At 70.0% G+C, this 18,322-nt stretch carries 15 protein-coding genes; 7 read left to right on the forward strand and 8 right to left on the reverse strand.

What is annotated here, in order from left to right:
- The 6 genes from ACQY7V_RS05175 to ACQY7V_RS05200 form a co-directional block, all read left to right on the forward strand.
- On the forward strand, positions 1 to 993 hold a 993-nt coding region (locus tag ACQY7V_RS05175), incomplete at its 5' end, for an ABC transporter permease (protein ID WP_428639202.1).
- Complete coding sequence (locus ACQY7V_RS05180; RefSeq protein ID WP_428639204.1) at positions 986 to 2,110, forward strand: iron chelate uptake ABC transporter family permease subunit; 1,125 nt, start codon at positions 986 to 988, stop codon at positions 2,108 to 2,110. The genes ACQY7V_RS05175 and ACQY7V_RS05180, both read left to right, overlap by 8 nt.
- Positions 2,107 to 2,862, forward strand: a complete 756-nt coding sequence (locus ACQY7V_RS05185; RefSeq protein ID WP_303773788.1) for an ABC transporter ATP-binding protein — start codon at positions 2,107 to 2,109, stop codon at positions 2,860 to 2,862. The genes ACQY7V_RS05180 and ACQY7V_RS05185 overlap by 4 nt, the downstream gene beginning before the upstream one ends.
- Positions 2,863 to 3,035: 173 nt before the next feature.
- Complete coding sequence (locus ACQY7V_RS05190; RefSeq protein WP_428639207.1) at positions 3,036 to 5,630, forward strand: bifunctional lysylphosphatidylglycerol flippase/synthetase MprF; 2,595 nt, start codon at positions 3,036 to 3,038, stop codon at positions 5,628 to 5,630.
- Positions 5,623 to 7,014, forward strand: a complete 1,392-nt coding sequence (locus ACQY7V_RS05195) for an alpha/beta hydrolase (RefSeq protein WP_428639209.1) — start codon at positions 5,623 to 5,625, stop codon at positions 7,012 to 7,014. The genes ACQY7V_RS05190 and ACQY7V_RS05195 overlap by 8 nt, the downstream gene beginning before the upstream one ends.
- A 328-nt stretch (positions 7,015 to 7,342) precedes the next feature.
- On the forward strand, positions 7,343 to 8,836 hold the full coding sequence (locus ACQY7V_RS05200) for a Na+/H+ antiporter NhaC family protein (protein ID WP_428639210.1): 1,494 nt from the start codon (positions 7,343 to 7,345) through the stop codon (positions 8,834 to 8,836).
- An 81-nt stretch (positions 8,837 to 8,917) separates the two neighbouring features.
- Here the strand turns inward: ACQY7V_RS05200 and ACQY7V_RS05205 are convergent, their stop codons facing one another.
- The 7 genes from ACQY7V_RS05205 to larE all read right to left on the reverse strand — a co-directional run bounded on the left by ACQY7V_RS05205 (position 8,918) and on the right by larE (position 16,314).
- A complete protein-coding gene (locus ACQY7V_RS05205; RefSeq protein ID WP_428639212.1) occupies positions 8,918 to 9,889 on the reverse strand; it encodes a diaminopimelate dehydrogenase in 972 nt (323 codons plus the stop codon).
- 195 nt (positions 9,890 to 10,084) lie between these two features.
- A complete protein-coding gene (locus ACQY7V_RS05210; RefSeq protein WP_428639213.1) occupies positions 10,085 to 11,044 on the reverse strand; it encodes a hypothetical protein in 960 nt (319 codons plus the stop codon).
- Positions 11,034 to 12,521, reverse strand: a complete 1,488-nt coding sequence (locus ACQY7V_RS05215) for a LarC family nickel insertion protein (protein WP_428639215.1) — start codon at positions 12,519 to 12,521, stop codon at positions 11,034 to 11,036. Before ACQY7V_RS05215 ends, ACQY7V_RS05210 begins: the two co-directional genes overlap by 11 nt.
- A 75-nt stretch (positions 12,522 to 12,596) precedes the next feature.
- Positions 12,597 to 13,322, reverse strand: a complete 726-nt coding sequence (gene larD, locus ACQY7V_RS05220; protein WP_277299587.1) for a D/L-lactic acid transporter LarD — start codon at positions 13,320 to 13,322, stop codon at positions 12,597 to 12,599.
- 50 nt (positions 13,323 to 13,372) lie between these two features.
- Positions 13,373 to 14,647: a nickel-dependent lactate racemase gene (gene larA, locus ACQY7V_RS05225; RefSeq protein WP_321056766.1), complete on the reverse strand. Its 1,275-nt coding sequence runs from the start codon at positions 14,645 to 14,647 to the stop codon at positions 13,373 to 13,375.
- A gap of 79 nt (positions 14,648 to 14,726) precedes the next feature.
- Complete coding sequence (larB, locus tag ACQY7V_RS05230; protein ID WP_303774800.1) at positions 14,727 to 15,428, reverse strand: nickel pincer cofactor biosynthesis protein LarB; 702 nt, start codon at positions 15,426 to 15,428, stop codon at positions 14,727 to 14,729.
- The gene (larE, locus tag ACQY7V_RS05235; protein ID WP_428639217.1) at positions 15,421 to 16,314 is read right to left on the reverse strand and encodes an ATP-dependent sacrificial sulfur transferase LarE; all 894 of its coding nucleotides are present in this window, start codon (positions 16,312 to 16,314) and stop codon (positions 15,421 to 15,423) included. The genes larB and larE overlap by 8 nt, the downstream gene beginning before the upstream one ends.
- Positions 16,315 to 16,416: 102 nt before the next feature.
- Between larE and ACQY7V_RS05240 the strand changes: the two genes are divergently transcribed.
- The gene (locus ACQY7V_RS05240) at positions 16,417 to 17,514 is read left to right on the forward strand and encodes a helix-turn-helix domain-containing protein (RefSeq protein ID WP_321056767.1); all 1,098 of its coding nucleotides are present in this window, start codon (positions 16,417 to 16,419) and stop codon (positions 17,512 to 17,514) included.
- 167 nt (positions 17,515 to 17,681) lie between these two features.
- On the opposite strand, the gene ACQY7V_RS05245 is transcribed toward ACQY7V_RS05240, so the two are convergent.
- A partial coding sequence (locus ACQY7V_RS05245) for an LPXTG cell wall anchor domain-containing protein (RefSeq protein ID WP_428639219.1) occupies positions 17,682 to 18,322 on the reverse strand: 641 nt, incomplete at its 5' end.

Raw genomic sequence — 18,322 nt, forward strand, 5'->3', positions numbered from 1 at the left:
GCTCTCCCGGCCCGCGACTCCCGCCCCGGCGCACCCCCGCGAATCAAGGTGAAGGCCCCGATCGAGCTCCTCGCCTGGACCCTCATCCTCCTCGGACTCGCCACCGCTTCCCTCCTCGTCGGGGTCTACGACGTCTTCGGCGCACCGGACGGAACGCGGATGCTCCTGCTCACCCGGATCCCCCGCACCGTCTCCCTCCTCCTCGCCGGCGCGGCGCTCTCCGCCTGCGGGCTCGTCATGCAAAGACTCACCCGCAATCGCTTCGTCGAGCCGACGACGACGGGCACGACCGAATGGGCGGGCCTGGGCCTCCTCACCGCCCTCATCCTCACCCCGGAGGCCCCGATCGTCTGGAAAATGGTCCTGGCGATCGTCTTCTCCTTCGGCGGGACGATGCTCTTCTTCGCGATCCTCGGACGGATCCGCGACACCTCGGCGCTCCTCGTCCCGATCATCGGCATCATGCTCGGCGCCGTCGTCGGCGCCGTCTCAACCTGGATCGCCCTCGCGACGAACGCCCTCCAATCGATGGGCGCATGGTTCATGGGCTCCTTCGCCTCGGCGATCGAGGGCCAGTACGAGCCCGTGTGGGCCGTCCTCCTCGTCCTCATCGGGATCGCCGTCGTCGCCGACCGCTTCACCGTCGCCGGACTCGGCAAGGACGTCGCGACCTCAGTCGGCCTCGACCATGGGCGCACCATCCTCGTGGGGACCGCGATGGTCGCCTCGGCGACGGGGATCATCACCGTCGTCATCGGGAACCTGCCCTTCCTCGGCCTCATCGTCCCCAACATCGTCGCCCTCGTCCACGGCGACGACCTCCGCTCCACCCTCCCCCGCGTCCTCGCCCTCGGCGCGGCGACCGTGACCGCCTGCGACATCATCGGTCGAAGCATCATCATGCCCTTCGAGATCCCCGTCGGAACGATCCTGTCCCTCCTCGGCGCGATCGTCTTCACCGCGCTCCTCCTGAAAGGAGGCCGAGGTGACTGACCTCGCACTCCGCCCCTCCCCATCGGCCCCGCCCGCGAGCGACGAGCAGCCGAAGACCCTCCCGGCCCCCGTCCGGCCGCCTCGCGCCGGCGCCTCGCCCTCACCCCGCGAAGCGCTCTTCGACCACTCGATCTTCGCCGCCCCGGCCGCCGCGAGACGTCATCGCCTCCGCGTCGGGATCCTCCTCGCAGCGGCCGTCCTCGTCTCGATCGGGCTCCTCGCCTGGGACAACCCCGTGCCCGTCGGGACCGAAGGATTCTGGCGGATCGCGAGGCTCCGCGCCCATGCCCTCATCGCGATCCTCCTCGTCGGCTGGTGCCAGGGGCTCGCGACGATCGCCTTCCAGACGATCGCGGGCAACCGGATCCTCACGCCCTCGATCATGGGATTCGAATCGCTCTACCGCCTCATCCAGACGAGCGTCGTCTTCTTCTTCGGCGCCGCGGGCCTCGCATGGATCCCCGCGCCCCTCGAATACCTCGTCCAGGCGGGCCTCATGGTCGGCTTCGCCGCCCTCCTCTTCGGATCGCTCCTGTTCACCGGGCGCGCCGACCTCCACCGCACGCTCCTCATCGGCATCGTCATCGGCACGGGCCTCGGCGCGGGAGCCGCCTACCTCCAGCGCCTCCTCACGCCGACCGAATTCGACCTCCTCTCCGCCCGGCTCATCGGGAACATCTCGAACGCCGACCCGACCAGCCTCCTGCTCGCCGCGCCCCTCGCCCTCGCAGCGGGCATCGGGCTGATCAAGATGTCGCGAAAGCTCGACGTCCTCACCCTGGGCCCCCACATCGCCACAGGGCTCGGCCTCGAGGTGCGCAGCGTGAGGATGCGCGCCCTCCTGCTCATCGCCGTCCTCATGGCGGTCTCGACCTCGCTCGTCGGACCGATGTCCTTCCTCGGATTCCTCATCGCCCTGGCGAGCTACGAGATCTCCGGAACCCACGCGCACTCCCGCCTCCTCCCGCTCGGCGCGATCGTCGGCGTCGTCCTCCTGGGAGGCTCGTACTTCATCCTCCGTCACGTCTTCTACGCGCAGGGCTCGGTCGGCGTCATCATCGAGGCCGTCGGCGGCACGGCCTTCATCCTCCACATCCTGAGAAAGGGACGACTGTGATCCGCGTCGACGGCGCTCTCAAGATCTACTCGACCGACACCGTGATCGGCCCGGTCGACCTCACGATCCCCCGCGGCGGGATCACCGCGCTCGTCGGCCCGAACGGCGCCGGCAAATCGACACTCCTGACCCTGATAGGCCGACTCCTGCGCATGGACGAGGGGCGCATCGAAGTCGCCGGCCTCGACGTATCGGAGGCGAAGTCCGCCGACCTCGCCAAGGTCTTGTCGATCCTGCGCCAGGAGAACCACTTCCTCTCCCGCCTCACGGTCCGCCAGCTCGTCGGATTCGGACGATTCCCCTACTCGAAAGGACGCCTCACCCCCGATGACCTCAGGATCGTCGACGAGGCCATCGCATTCCTCGATCTCGGACCGATCGCCGACCGCTTCATCGACGAGCTCTCCGGCGGCCAGCGCCAGCGCGCCTACGTCGCGATGGTCCTCGCGCAGGAGACCGACTGCGTCCTCCTCGACGAGCCGCTCAACAACCTCGACATGGCCCGCTCCGTCCAGATGATGCGCAACATCCGCGAGGCCGCGGATCGTCTCGCGCGGACTTTCGTCATCGTCCTCCATGACATCAATTTCGCCGCCGCCTACGCCGACTCGATCATCGCGATGAAGGACGGGAGGATCATCGCCCAGGGCGCGCCGTCCGAGATCGTCACCGGGGAGATCCTCACCGGCATCTTCGACACCGAGGTCCGCGTCCTCGACGGGCCGAAGGGGCCGATCGCCGTCTACTACTGACGCCGACGGCCGTCGGCCCCGTCCGCTACCGGCGGAGCGCCGCCCCCGCGCCCGCCCGCGCCCTCCTCGTCGCAGGATCCCTTCGGCCTTCTACGCCCGTTCCGAGCGTCCCCCTAAAATCGGTCTCGACGCTTCCCCGGACCGACAGGCCCTTCGATCCGAACGAGGTCCCCGTGACTCCATCCACCAGCCCCGCCTCCGCCCCCGCGGAAGCAGAAGCGCTCCCTCCCGCATCCCCTCTGCGACGCATTGGAGGAGCCGCCGCCGGAATCGGACGCGCCGCGCTCGGCCGGGCCCGCCGTACTCCCGCCTCGGTCGCCTTCGCCCTCTCCGTCCTCCTCGTCTCCGTCCTCGCCCGCGTCGGCGGAGTGCGCGAGGAGTTCATCGAGGCCCGTGCCTCCGAACCGGCTCGCCTGTGGACGCTCATCCTCGGCGCGTGGTCGACGCCGTCCTGGCACACGGGCCTCGCCCTCGTCCTCGCCTTCCTCGTCATCGGCGGCCTCTTCGAAGCCGTCATGGGCACGAGGCGCTGGCTCCTCGCCTTCTCGGCGTCGGCCGCGGGCGGCATCCTCATCGTCCAAACCGCGCACGCGATCCTCGTCGCCACGGGAGCGACCTGGGGCGACGAGCACGCCGCCCGCAGCCCGCTCATCGCCGCCTTCTTCGGGCTCGCCGGACTGGCCGCCGCGGGCTCGCAATGGATGGGAGTCCTCGGGCGCCGACGCCTCCTCGCCTACCTCTTCGCCGCCCTCATCGTCCTCGCCGCCTTCGGCGGCAGCCCCCAGGGCGTCGGAGCGCTCGGCGGCGCGGCCATCGGGGCCCTCCTCGGCCTCGTCCTCGTTCCGAAGGGCCGCAACGCGCGCTCCCTCGTCGGCACCCGCCACCGCGGACGCTCCATGATCGCCCTCGTCGTCCTCACCCTGTCCGCGGGCACCCTCCTCGCCGCCCTTTCCGCGCACGCGATCGGTCCGCTCTCCACCGCGGCGCTCGGACTCGATCCGGGCGATCTCACGGCCGAATCCCTCGACCTCCTCTGCGCGACCTCGACGGATGCGGAATGCCAGAAGGCGCTCGCCGCGGTCGGCACCCGGGGGATCGCGTCCCGGCTCCTCATGACGATGCCCTTCCTCCTCCAAGCGACCCTCGCCCACGAACTCGCGAAGGGCCGCAGGAGCGCGATGATCGGCACGATCATCCTCGAATCAGCGATCGCCGCATTCGCTCTCGCCCGCGTCGTCGCGGACTCCCTCCAATTCGAGTTCTCGAACGCGACGGGCGACCTCACCCGGGTGGTCCTCCCCCTGTCCCCCCTCGCCCATCACCTCATCCCCGTCCTCGTCCCCCTCGCGATGGTCGCCCTCGTCGCCTGGAACCGGGATTGCTTCACCGTCCGCTCGACGCGCCGGACGGTCCGGCGCAGCGCCCTCCTCGCCGGGCTCGCGCCCCTCGTCGTCGGGATCGCGGTCGTCTCCGCAGGCGCCGTCCTGAAGAATGCGACGGTCCCGGACGCGTCCCCGGCCCTCCTCGCCTGGAACTTCTTCGTGCGACTCCTCCCGCCCTCAGCGCTCTCGCACCTCATCCCGACCCTCCTGCCCGTCACTGCGATCGGGCATCTCCTCGTCGAATGGGCGCCTCTGCTCGTGTGGGCCGCCTGGACCGTATCAGTCCTCCTCATCTCGACCTCGGGCCCCCGCATCGACGAAACGCCCTCCGCGAAGGCGATGGAGGCGAAGGACTTCGTCCGCGAGGTCGGCGCCGGCTCCCTCGGGTGGATGCTCACGTGGCCGGGGAATGAGCGCTGGCTCGCCGAGGACGGTTCCGCCCTCGTCACCTACCGGACCGCCTCCGGCGTGCGCCTGACGATCACGGATCCGGCGGCCGCCCCCGGCGCGCTCGACGCCGCCGTCACCGCCTTCGCCCGCTCCGCGTCGGAGGACTCGATGATCCCCGCGCTCTACTCAGTCCACGCCGACACTGCGCGCGTCGCGCGGCGCCTCGGGTGGACGACGATCCGCGTCGCCGAGGAGGCGGTCATCGACCTGCCGGGCCTGGCCTTCACCGGCAAGAAGTTCCAGGACGTCCGCACGGCCCTCAACCGCGCCGCGAAGGAGGGGATCCGAGCCGAGTGGACGACCTTCCCCTCCGCGCCCGAGGGGATCCGCGATCAGGTCCGCGCGATCTCGACGGCGTGGGCAGGCGACAAGGCCCTGCCGGAAATGGGCTTCACCCTCGGCTCCCTCGCGGAGATCGACGATGAGGACACCCGTCTCCTGCTCGCGATCGACGAGGACGGGACCGTGCACGCGGTGACCTCCTGGCTGCCCGTGTTCGAGGAGGGCGAACTCATCGGCCTCACCCTCGACGTCATGCGCCGAAGGGACAACTCCTTCCGCCCGGTCATCGAGTTCCTCATCGCCTCCGCGGCGCTCGCCGCGAAAGACGAGGGGCTTCAGATCCTCTCCCTGTCCGGGGCGCCCCTGGCCCATTCGGGGCTCGCCCCCGCAGACCCGGAGCTCGATTCGACGAGCGCTCAGCGCTTCGCCCCCGTCCTCGATTCGGTCGGCGGTTTCCTCGAACCGGTCTACGGATTCCGTTCGCTCCTCTTCTTCAAGAAGAAGTTCCAGCCGCGCTTCGAGCCCCTCTATCTCGCCGTCCCCGAAGTGCTCGACATTCCGGCCGTGTCGATGGCGATCGGGAAGGCGTACCTGCCCGAGCTCGGGCCCGTCGACGCGGCGCGTTTCGCGCAAAGGCTCATGAAGAATGAGTGAGCTCGTCGATCAGGTGCGCCTCCTCGGGCCCACGGCGACGCCCGGGGCGATCAGCGCGCTCCTCCTCGTCCTCGTCGTCCTCTGGGGAGCGTCGACGAGGCGCCTGCGCGTCAGGACTCACCTTCTCATGGTGCTCGCGGCGCTTCTCATCACAGTCGCGCTCCGATTCGGCATCGACGTCGTGTGGCGCCCCGTCGCCGATGGCTTCGGGTGGATCGTGTGGGCCTGGACGGGAGCCGTTCTCCTCGTCGTCGAGGAGGCGATCGCCGCCTGCGCCCTCGGCTCCGCCCGCGCCCGAAGAGGCCGATCGGCCGATGAGGGCCCGAGGAGCCGTCCCCTCTTTCGGCTGATCGGCGCCCTCACGGCCGTCACGGTCGCGGCCGGAGCGGCCGGTGTCGGGCTCAACGCCCACTACGCGGCCTACTACACCCTCGGGTCGGCCCTCGGACTCGGGCTCGAGGCCGAGCCGCTCGCCGATTCCGGGCTCGACCCTTCGGCGTCCGGGACGCCGATCACGCCCGATTCCTCTGCGGAGGGGACCTCGAATGCTCCCCTTGAGACGGTGTGGACCGCCCCGGATTCGATGCCCGCGTCCGGGAAGCTCCTCACCGCGCCCGTTCCCGCCTCCGATCCGGCCTTCCGTCCGCGCGACGCGTGGATCTACGTCCCGCCCGCCGCCCTCGTCGACGCAGCGCCGAAGCTCCCCCTTCTCGTCCTCATGGCCGGTCAGCCCGGCGAGCCGAAGCAGTGGTTCACCGCGGGGCGCCTCAAGGAGTCGATGGATGCGTGGGCGGGCGCGCACGCCGGGCTCGCCCCGATCGTGCTCGTCGTCGACCCGCTCGGCTCCGCCCTCGCCAATCCCCTGTGCTCCGACGCGGTGGACGGCGAGGTCGCGACCTACATCGAGAAGGACGTCCCCGCATGGGCGGCCGCCCACCTCCCGGTGTCGGACGACCATGCGCGCTGGGCGATCGGGGGCCTGTCGAACGGGGGCACCTGCACCCTCCAGGTCGTCGCGCGTTCCTCCGAGAGCCCCGTGTACCGCTCGTTCCTGTCGATGTCCTCCGAGCTCCACCCGAGCCTCGGCTCCGTCAAGCGGACGATCGCAGAAGGATTCGGCGAGGATCGCGCGGCCTATGAGGCGAACGATCCGCTCGTCCTCTTCTCGAAGAGCCGCTATTCCGGCGTCGCGGGGATCCTCTCGGTCGGCGCCGAGGACTCCGGATACCGGCCCGGAGTCGAAGAACTCGCCGCCGCCGCGAAGCGCGCGGGTCTCGAGGTCGAGTTGCGCACCTACCCCGGCGGGCACTCGTGGTCCGTGTGGTCGCAGGCGCTTCCCGATCAGCTCGATTGGCTCGGCAGGCGGCTCGGGCTCACAGCCTGAGGCCCCGGCGAGGGCGGGGGGATCCTCGCCTCCCGCATGCGCACCGGCCCGCCCTCGTGAGTGACGAGGGCGGGCCGGCTTCGCGCTGCACGGGAGGGCTCTAGGCCTGACCCTCCTCCTCGGGAACGGTCTTCTTCCGAAGACCGGTGAGCCCCTTCATGCGTTTCGCGGCCTCCCTCGCGGCGTTCTTCGCTCCCCCGGCAGCGGCATCCGCGACGGTCTCTTCACCAGCCGTCCCGAAGTCCTCGAGTCGGTCCGCCCCTTGAGCATCAATACCATTCCTTTACCCGATCGATACCATCGGAGTACCCCAGCACAGGAGACTCCCATGCCGACCGATACCGCCCGCTCATCGGCTCCCGCGCCCGCAGAAACGCCCGGCCGACCGCCCTTCAAGGAGATCCTCCCCCTCCCCTCGATCCTCACGATCGGCGCGATCGCCCTCGTCACCCTCGCCCTCGACTTGTCCGGCCACCGCGTCAACTCCATCGTCCTCGCGATCGCCGCGATGGTCGCCCTCTGCCTCATCAAGGTCCCCGTCACCATCGCCCTCCTCTCAGCCGCGCTCATCGGCGGCCTCCACGCGGGCCTCGGCATGGAGGGGACCCTCGCGGGCTTCAACGACAGCCTCCTCAGCGGCGCGCAAGTCGGCCTCACCTACGTCATGGTCGGCGCCCTCGCCGTCGCCCTGTCACGCTCCGGCATCATCGAGGTCTTCGCCCAGTGGGTCTCGAAGAAGGCCGGCGCCGACTCGGGAAGCGTCTCGCGAGGAGTGAAGTGGGCGCTCTACGGGCTCTTCATCCTCGCCTCCCTCCTGTCTCAGAACCTCATCCCCGTCCATATCGCCTTCATCCCGATCCTCATCCCGCCGCTCCTGCCCGTCCTCAACCGGCTGCGCGTCGACCGTCGGGCCGTCGCCGCGATCCTCGCCTGCTCGATGAGCGCCTCCTACCTCCTCCTGCCGACCGGCTTCGGCGCGATCTACCTCAACGAGATCCTCCTCGCCAACGTCAACGAGTTCGGCGCCGCCTACGGGCTCACCGCCACCGCCTCCATGGCGCCCAAGGCGATGTTCTGGCCGGTCATGGGCCTCGTCGTCGGCATGGCCTTCGCCGTCCTCGTCATGTACCGCAAGCCGCGCGACTACGGCGAGCCCCTTGCCGGCTCACCCCTCGCGACGCGGACGGGCGTCGAGGCGAGGCTCCGCCCCTTCCCCCTCGTCATGACCCTCCTCGCCCTCGCAGCCGCGCTCTTCTTCCAGATCGCCTTCGACTCCCTCCTCGTCGGCTCGATGATCGGATTCATCCTCCTCACCATCGCGGGGATCTTCCGCTGGAATGAACAGGACGACGTCTTCACCCGAGGGCTCCTCATGATGGCGCAGATCGCCGTCATCATCACCGTCGCCTCCGGCTTCGCGGGCCTTCTCAGCGCGACCGGCGAGGTCGAGCCCCTCATCTCGGCGGCGACGGCCTTCGTCGGCGGTTCGAAGGTCCTCGGTTCCTTCCTCATGCTCCTCATGGGCCTGTTCATCACGATCGGATTCGGCGATTCCTTCGCCTCCGTCCCGATCCTGGCGCCGATCTACATCCCGCTCGCCCTCGAGCTCGAATTCTCGCCGCTCGCGACGATGTGCCTCCTCGGCGCCGCGGCGGCCCTTGGCGACGCGGGCTCCCCGGCCTCGACGATCTCCCTCGGCGTCTCGGCGGGCTTGGGCGCCGACGGGCGCCACGACCACATCCGCGAGACGGTGATCCCGACCTTCCTCCACTGCAACATCGGGATGCTCCTCTTCGCGTGGATCGCCGCGCTCGTGCTGTAGTCCCTCCCCTCCCCGCTTCAAGCGCCGCGCCCCGCCCTCGTCGATCATCGAGGGCGGGGCGGTGCGTCCTGAAGGGAGGAATCAGAGCCAGTGGGCTCGCAGATCATCCGGATCGTGCGGCGACAGGTCGGCCAGGGTGATGTCGAAGACCGTGCGCGCACCGGACTCGCCCCGCGCCGCCATGCGGGCGACCGCGCGGCCCATGGCGGCGAGGACGGATCCGGTGAACTCCGGATTCGAGTCGAGTTCGAGCTCGAAGCCGATCCGCTGCCCCGTCCCCTCGGAGGTCCTCCCCTTGCGGATGACCGTGCCGCCGTGGGGCAGACCCGCGTGGTGCTCCGCTATCTCCTCGGCCGTGATGAAATGGACCGTCGTGTCGTAGTCGGCGAAGTAGTCGGGCATCTCGGTGACCTCCTTCGCGATCCGGTCGAGGTCGGCGCCCTCGGCGGCGACGATGTAGCAGTCGCGCGTGTGCATCGAACGGGTGGTGAGTTCGACCTCGGCGCCGGACTTCACGGCCTCGACGGTTTCGGGCACGGGAAGCGTGTACTGGCGGGCATCGAGCACCCCGTCGATGCGGCGGATCGCGTCCGAATGCCCCTGGGACACTCCCGGGCCCCAGAAGGTCGTCGAGGTCCCATCGGGCAGGACCGCGTCTCCGAGGACGCGAAGCATCGAGAAGAGCCCCGGATCCCAGCCGGTCGAGATCAGCGCGACATGACCGGTGTATTTCGCGGCGGCGTCAACCGCAGCGAAATAGCTCGGGATCTTCGCATGCGTGTCGAAGGAGTCGACCGTGTGGAAGAACTCCGCAGTCGCCGGCCCCTGATATTCGAGATCGGTCGCAGAGCCCCCGCAGTTGAGGCAGACATCGACCTTGTCGACCCACCCGGCCGCGTCCTCGACATGGACGACGGGGGCTCCGAGGGTCGTGATCGAGGAGGGGTCGCGGCGCGTGAAGACGACGACGAGCTCCATGTCGTCGTTCTTCGCGATCGCGCGTTCCGCGCCTCGTCCGAGATTGCCGTATCCGTTGATCGCGACTCTGATCATCGTTCCTCCTCCTTCGCGTCCGGTCCGCGCGTCGGGCGCCGACCGGAAGGCCCTTCCGGGTTCAAGCTTGAACCGCGCTCATTCCCGCATCCGCCCGCGTCTCAACGCTCGGACCCCGTGCGGGAGACGATCGTGAGGTTCGCGCAGGTCTCTAAGGAACTCGGGCCCTCGTCCCGCAGTGCCGCCGGCCCGGGCTCACGGGAGCCGGAGACTGCGCGCGCTCTTGCGGACGACGAGGACGAGGCAGCCGCCGATGGCGAGGGCGAGGAGACCCCATGCGATCGGCGTCGTGTCGAGGGCGGGAAGGGGCCGGCCCGTCGCTTCGGAGACGATCTCCATGAGAGTCGCCGAGGCGACGACGAGCGCGCACAGGATCGAGATCGCGGTGACGATCGCGTTGAAGCGCGCGCGGGTCGCCTCCTGGGCGCTCGTGTAGACGTAGAGCATGAGATTCGCGTTCACGGAGTCCCCGAGGGTCATGGCCGCCGTGAAGGCCAGTGGCAACGCCATGAGGACGAGCGGGGCCGATCCCGACATCGTCGCGAGCGCGGTCATCATGAGGAGGGCGATCGTCGACGCCGTGTCGAATCCGAGGCCGAAGAGGATCCCGAAGAGGTAGATGTGCCCGACGTGGCGGACCTTCGACAGGGGCTTCGAGAGGAGACGCGCCCACGGCCCCTTCGGCCCGTGCGAGCCGTGGTGGTGGGAGAGGTTCGGGACGTTCGCCGCGGCGACGGCGAGAAGGTATGAGGCCGAGACTCCCGCGCCGATGAGACCGAGGACCCTCGCGGCGCCCGACTCCGCGCCGACGATGTCGCGGATCCATGCCGCGCCGCTCGTGACGGCGAGGCCGGCGACGAGGACGACCGTCGAATGGCCGAGGCTGAAGGCGAGGCCGACGCCTTCGGGGGCGCGCCCTTCGCCGAGGAACTTGCGGGTGGATCCGTCGATCATGCACAGGTGGTCGGCGTCGAGGGCGTGGAGGAGGCCCCGCGAGTAGGCGAAGGCCGCGAGCGCGAAGGGCACGGCGCCGCAGGCGCGCCCGGCGATGAGGAGGACGAGGGCGAGGAGGTGGATCCCCGCGATGACGAGGATCGTCGGCAGGTGTTTGATCCGCGCCCCTGCGCGCAGGGCCCGCATGCTGTCAGTGCTCATCGTCTTCTTCCTTCCCTGTGAGATCGGTGCCGGTCCCGTGTTCGTCGAGGAGGGCCCCCGGCACGAGCCCCGCGGCGACGATCGCCGCGGCCGCCCGTTGGGCGAGATCGGATTCGTGGCATCCGCTGCGGCGGGCGAGCTCGGCGATCGATGACCATTCGGCCTGCGCGTGGACGACTCGTCCTCGGCGTTCGCCGATCTTGACGAGGAGCGTTCCGCTCCCGTTCGGCAGGTCGATCGCGATCGAGCGCCACCGGCGGTCGAGGACCGTTCGCCGGATCGGCGTCTGGCGCACGCCGAGGGTCGAGGTCCTCGTCAGGAGGACTTCGACCGCCTCCGCCCGGTGCCCGTCGTCGACGAGGGCCGAGATCGTGAGGGCGGGGCGCCCCTTCTTCATGTGGATCGGCGTCGCCCACGCGTCGAGGGCGCCGACCCCGAGGAGAGCGTCGATGACGCCGGGGACGAGGCGATGATCGAGGTCGTCGATGTTCGCCGCGATCTCGACGAGGGACGAGGACGCATCATCGGTGTTCGAGGGGGCGGAAGCGTGGAGGGCCCCGCGCCCGGCCTCCCCCGTCGTCGGCGCGGGGCTCGCGTCCTCGTCGATGAGGACGACGCGGACGACGTTCGCCCAGGCGGGGAAGTCCTTGGCTCCGGCGCCCACGCCGTTCGCGAGCGGCGTGCCGGAGGGGAGGCTGCTCGCGGCGGGGGCGAGGGCGCGGATGAGGGCGAGGCCCGTCGGGGTCGCGAGCTCACCGATGTCGCGAGGATCGGCCGGCAGCGCCGCCTCCTCCTCATGACCGGGGGCTGCCTCGTGGGAGTGAGGGTGAGGGGCGTGGGCGTGCTCATGGGCGTGCGCGTGGTGATGCGTCTCGTCGTGCGCGTGCTCGTGAAGATGCGCGAAGTCCGCTGCGTCGGCCTTCGCGGGCAGTGCCCGGACCGTCCAGCCGGTCGCGAGTTCGAGGACGGCGGGCACGGGCACGGGCATCGCGCCGTGGGCCGCGCGGACCCGGCCGTTGCCGAGTGCGACCCAGGACGCGCGGACCTCGTCGACGCCGAGGAGCCGGATCGCCTCGCAGCTCCCGACGACGTCGGCGATCGCGTCGAGGCCGCCCACCTCGTGGAAGTGGACCTCGTCGAGGCCGAAGCCGTGGACCTTCGCCTCGGCGCGGGCGAGTGCTTCGAAGACAGCGAGCGAACGTCGACGGGTGAGCGGGTGGAGGGCGGACTCCTCGAGGAGGGCGCGGATCGCCGCCCATGTCCGTTCGCACGAGCGGTCGCCGACTTGGACGACTCGGGCCCGGCGGGCGCGCATCGCGCCGCGGCGGGTCTGCTCGGTCGACAGCTCGATCGCGCCGGGGACGACCGCGTCGATCGCGGCGCGCACTCCCCCGATCGGGGCTCCTGCGTCGATGAGGGCGCCGAGCAGCATGTCGCCCGCGACTCCCGCGGTCGCGTCGATCCAGAGGGTGGTCATGGGATCTCCTGAATTCGTTCCGAAATCACTGCCCGGTCCCGCCGAGGGGCTGAGGTCTCGGCGGGACGGGCGGGGTCACAGGCCGAGCGGCAGGACGTAGCGGAGGAAGAGCGCCGCGGCGATCGCGCCGACGAAGGGCGCGGTGCCCGGGACGATGAGCCCGTAGGCCCAGTCGTTGTCCGCCTTGTTCTTGATGGGCAGCACCTGGTAGGCGAGCCTCGGGCCGAGGTCGCGGGCCTGGTTCATCGCGAAGCCCGTGGTTCCGCCCAGGCCCATGCCGACCGCCCAGACGATGAGTCCGACGGCGATGGGGAGCTGGACGGTGAAGTTCGGGTTCTTGTCGACGGCGAGGATCGCGGTGAGGAAGATCGCAGTCGCGAGCGCCTCGACGAAGTAGTTGCGCGGGAGGTTCCGGCAGTTGGGGTTCGTCGAGAAGATGTTGCGCACGGCGATCGGGTCGACCTCGTCCGCGGAGGCCTTGAAGTGGTCGGCGTACATCACCCACACGATGAGGGCGCCGACGAAGGCGCCGAGCAGGTCGGCGATGGCGACGGGGACGAACATCGACCACGGGAGGAGGCCGAGGATCGCCTGGGTGAGGGCCATCGCCGGGTTGATGCACACGCCGCCGAAGATCCACAGGACGACGGAGATGCCGAAGGCCCAGGTCGTGATCGCGAAGATGTGGCCGGAGCCGCGGTACTTCGTCTTGACGAGGACTTCGTCGCTGTGGACGCCGACGCCGAAGAGGATCATGAGGCCGGTTCCGAGGAATTCGAAGAGGAGTCGCTGCCAGTCCATGGTGTCTCCCATTTCTGTGTGATGTGCGGGACGGATGGGTCGGGTGGGCGTCACTTGACGATGACGGAGAGGCCGTCGCGGATGACCGCGACCTTCGCCTCGGGGCCCTCGATCTCGAAGGCGCGGGCGAGGGCCTCGTCGAAGCTCGTCGCGAGCTCCATGTGCATGCCGGTGACGAGGGCGGGATCGACGAGGTCGGACACGAGGATCACGCGGTGGTGGACGAGGATCCGGGCGAGGATCTGGCTGGTCCACTGGTCGGGGACGGTCTCGAGGCGCGGGGTGTTGATCGCGGCCTCGAGGAACTCCTTCGGGTCGGCGACGTCGGCGAGGTTGCGGTAGAAGCCCTCGCCGCCGTGGCCGTCGGCGCAGCCAGCGACCATGATGATGACTCCGCCCTCCTTGTTCGTCGCCTCGGCGGCGGTCATGCCCTTGACGGCCTGGTAGATGTTCTGGTCGAGGGGGAAGCCGCCGTTGGTCGACACGGCGATGTCGCAGGGGACGGCGGGGACGGTCGCGAGCTTCTCGACGAAGTCGCATCCGACCTTGTGGGCCTCGACCATGTCGCCTGCGAAGGAGCCGATGATCCTCTTCTCGCCGTCGAGGACGACGTTGACGATGAAGGCGAGACCGGCCGTGCGCGCCGCCCATTCCATGTCCTCGTGGATGGGGTTGTGGGAGAGGTTGCCTGTGCGGGCCTTGTCGGAGTCGATGAATTCGCCGGAGTGGTTCGCCATGATCGTCTTGTAGGAGGCGACCCCCGGCAGGACCGCCTTGCGCCCGCCGGAGAAGCCGGCGAAGAAGTGGGATTCGATGAAGCCCTCGGCGAGGAGCAGGTCGGCCTCGTAGGCGATCCGGTTGATGATCGCGTCGCCGCCTGAGGGGAGCCGTCCGATCTTGACCATGGCGGAGTCGTCGGTGGAGACGTGCATGACGATCTCCTCGTTGGCGACGATCTCCTCGCCGTACTTGTCGATGAGTTCTTCGCGGGTCGAGGGGCGGTGGAAGCCGGTCGCGACGAGGATCCGGATGCGCGCGTCGGGGGCGACCGAGCGGATGCGGCGCAGGATGATCGGCGTGATGATGCGGCTCGGGACGGGGCGCGTGTGGTCGGAGGAGATGAGGACGATGTCCTTCTTGCCCTTGGCGAGTTCCTCGAGGCTCGGCGAGCCGATGGGGTTGTCGAGGGAGCGTTCGACGGTTTCGGCCTCACCGAGGGGGTTGCGGAAGTCCTCGGCGCCGGACTGGATGAGCCCTGCGAAGTTCTTCTCGGGGATGCTCGCCTCGATCGTGCGGCGGTCGTAGGGCAGGGTGATGCTCGGCATGATGCCTCCTGGGATGCGGGGTATGGGTTTCGAGGGCGGGGCCGCGCACCGTGGGAGGTGAGCGGATGAATGCGGGCGCTTATCGCGGTGCCGTGATCTGTGCGGCGAGGTGCCCGGCGCCGTAGCCGTTGTCGATGTTGACGACGCCGACTCCGGGGGCGCAGGCGTTGAGCATGGTGAGGAGCGGCGCGAGGCCGTTGAAGGCGGCCCCGTAGCCGACGGAGGTGGGGAGTGCGACGACGGGGCAGGAGACGAGTCCGGCGATGAGGCCGGGCAGGGCGCCGTCCATCCCCGCGGCGACGATGATCGCTCCGGCGGCCCGGAACTCGCCGGTGCGGGCGAGGGTCCGGTGGACGCCGGCGATGCCGACATCGGCGATGAGGGAGGCTTCGCGGCCGAGGTAGCGGGCGGTCAGGAGCGCTTCACGGGCGACGGGCAGGTCGGAGGTTCCGGCGCAGGCGACGATGACGCGCAGGCCCTGCGGGGAGGGCGGGGTCGGGGGCCATGCGAGGAGGCGGGCGACCGGGTCGTGGTGCGCATCGGGGAGGATTTCGAGGATCGCTTCGGCCTTCTCGGCGCTCGCCCTCGTGAAGAGGCGGGCGGCCTGCGGGTGCTGGGCGACGAGGCGCGCGATCGTGCGCAGGTCCTCGACCGATTTGCCCTCGCAGTAGATCGCCTCGGGGTAGCCGCGGCGCTGCTCGCGTTGGAGGTCGAGCTCGACGATGCCCGTCTCGGAGCCGGCTGTTCGGCGGAGCGGGGCGGAGGCGGCGTCCTCAGTCATGAGCCGCCCCTTTGAGGAGCGTGAGGCTGAAGAGCCCGGATTGGAGGCCTGCGAGGTCGAAGGCGACGTGGAGGAATCCGGCCTCGCGGACTCCGCGGATGAGGCTCCGGCGCACCGCGGGGTCGAGGAGTCGGTCGAGTTCCGTCTCGGGCACCTCGATGCGCGCGACCGTGCCGTGGTGGCGGACGCGGCAATCGCTGAAGCCCTGCGCGCGGACGACGGACTCGGCGTCCTCGACCTGGCGGAGTTTCTCCGGGGTCACCTCCTCGCCGTGGGGGATGCGGGAGGCGAGGCAGGGGGCCGCGGGCTTGTCCGCTACGGGGAGGTCGAGGGCGCGGGCGAGGGCCCGGATCCTCGGCTTCGTCAGGCCTGCTGCGGCCAGGGGCGCGAGGACGCGGTGCTCGCGGGCCGCACGCGATCCGGGGCGGTCGGGCCTCGCCGAGTCGTCGATGTTCTCCCCGTAGGCGACGGCGTCGAGGTCGTGCTCGGCGACGATCCGTTCGTCGATCGCGGTGAAGAGGGCGGATTTGCAGAAGAAGCAGCGGTCGAGGCCGTTCGCGCGGTATCCGGCGAGCTCGGCCTCGCCGGGATCGAATTCGACGAGCTCGACGCCGATGCGGGCGGCGACGTCGCGGGCGATCCGGCGTTCGGAGGCGGCGAGGGAGGGGGAGACGCCGAGGAGGGCGACGACGTGATCGCGGCCGAGGACCTCGGCGGCGACGGCGAGGAGGAGGGCGGAGTCGACACCGCCGGAGTAGGCGATGCCGAGGCGGTCGATGCCGATGAGTTCATCGGCGAGGGCGTCGAAATCGGCGAGTTCGGCATCGCCGAGGCTTTCGCGGATCCCGCTGCGCAACGCGGGGATTGGGGCCAAGACCGTGGACATGCTTCTTGAGTGTATGGTCGGATGCATGACAATGAACTGGTGTCTTCATCGCATGGCGCAGCGGGGGAAGGCCGGGCCTGCGAATACTCGGACGCGCACTCGATGAGCCCTGCGAAGCCCGCGATTCTGCAGATTCATCCGCGTCGGCGGGAAGTGCTCGATCGTGTCGCCTTCGACTCGATCACGCGCCCTGGGGACGCCCGCCGTGCACAGTTCCTCCTCCGCAGCGCCCGAGGTGTGACGAACGATACACTCGCCGAGGAGTTCTCGATCTCGCCCACGACGGCCCGCAACTGGCGGAGGGCATTCGCCCATGAGGGCATCGCCTCCTTCGCGGGACGGGCCAGAGGGGCGGGGCGCCCGCCCTCGATCCCCGGCTTCTTCCTCAAAGAAGCCGTCGACGCGATCGAGCGGAACGATCATCTTCCCGAACCGGCCTCAACCCGCGAGCTCTCGGCCAGACTCGGCCTGTCCGCCTCGACGATCACGAGGATCCGCACGGATCTGCGGATCAACCCCGAGGGGCGGGCCCTTGCCCGCCACCGCCTGGTCGAGATCGCGGGCGCCCTCGTCTCCCCCGATCTCGCGGCGATCGGCGTCGTCCTCGATCCCGTGACGAGCCGGGCCTTCCTCCGTTCGAGGCGCGGGCCCCACATGAAGGGAGCCTGCCCGGGCGGCCTCGTCGCGGCGATGACCGCCCTCGATGTTCTGCGCCCCCGCCCGGAGGCGCAGGAGCGGGGCCCCCGATCCCCGATCGATCGCGACGAGGCGAGCCTGCACGACTGGGAGGACTTCCTCCTGGCGCTCCTCGACGAGCGCCCCTCCGGCGCCCATCTGCACATCGTCGTCTCGGGCCCCGTCGACTTCGCTGAATCCGCGAGCCGCCTCCTCATCGAGCAGGAGGCGTCGGGGCGGCCCGTGCGCCGCCCCGAACTTCTGAGGATCCGGCGAGTGCCGAGCGCCGCATGGAGCCACGGGCGCCTCACCCTCCTCGCGAGGGTGCTCCGCTCGGCGCCCTCGCGGGGAGCCTTCTACGCGCTTCCCCAGCTGCTCCGGGCCCTCGACGCCTCGCTCGCGGAGGCGGAGGGCCGCTCGGGGCGAGCGGCGAGGACACGATCGTGGGTCCTCCCCCGTTCCGCCCTCGAGGCGCGGGCGCGCGCATCGCGCGCCGATCTCATCGAGCGGATCCGGCAGTTCTAGGCATCGCTTCGCAGCGTCGGGCCGGGACGCCCTTCGGGTCCTCCCCTTTCCCGCTCGGGAACCCCGCGCGGCGAGGGCGTCCGCGCGGCGGAAGGAGGGAGGGGCTGCGACCATCGGGTCGCAGCCCCTCCCGGACGGAGTCTTCTCGACTCCTCGAGTGCGAGGACTCAGTCTTCGCGTCGCCTCACCGCGCCGAGCAGGGCGATGCCGAGCGCGGCCATGACGCCCGCCGCCAGTGAAGCGCCACCGAGGGCGACGCCCGTCTTGGCGAGCGACCCGCTCCGCTTCCCCTTCGGATCATTCGGAGTACCTCCACCGGGGTTATTCGGATCCTCACCACCGGGGTTGTCCGGATTATCGCCACCCGGGTTATCCGGATTGTCACCACCGGGATTATCCGGATCCTCCGGAACCTCCCGGTCGAAGGTGTTGGTGACGCTCGTACCGGCCAGCGAGACCTTGTAGATTCCGCCGGAGATCACGATTTCACCGTTCTGCGCCCCGGCCTCGACGAGCCTGTACTTCACACCGGACTCCAGACCCGAGACCTCCACGGGCTCGGCAGAGGCGAGCTCGACGGCGGCCGCGATTTGACCGTCCTCGACCTTCACCACGTTGAGCGTGACGACCGCGCCCTCGGGCCAGGCGATCGCCGTCCCATCAGCGCCCTTCCAGAGCTTCTGGACCGCGATCTTGCCGTTCGCATTCGGAGTGAACTCCTCACCCCCGCCGCCCGGCGTCGGAGGAACCTCCCGATCGAAGGTATTCGTCACCGTCGAACCCGCGACGGACACGCGGTAGACGTCAT

The organism is Schaalia sp. (assembly GCF_050312375.1).
Taxonomy (GTDB): domain Bacteria; phylum Actinomycetota; class Actinomycetes; order Actinomycetales; family Actinomycetaceae; genus Pauljensenia; species Pauljensenia hyovaginalis.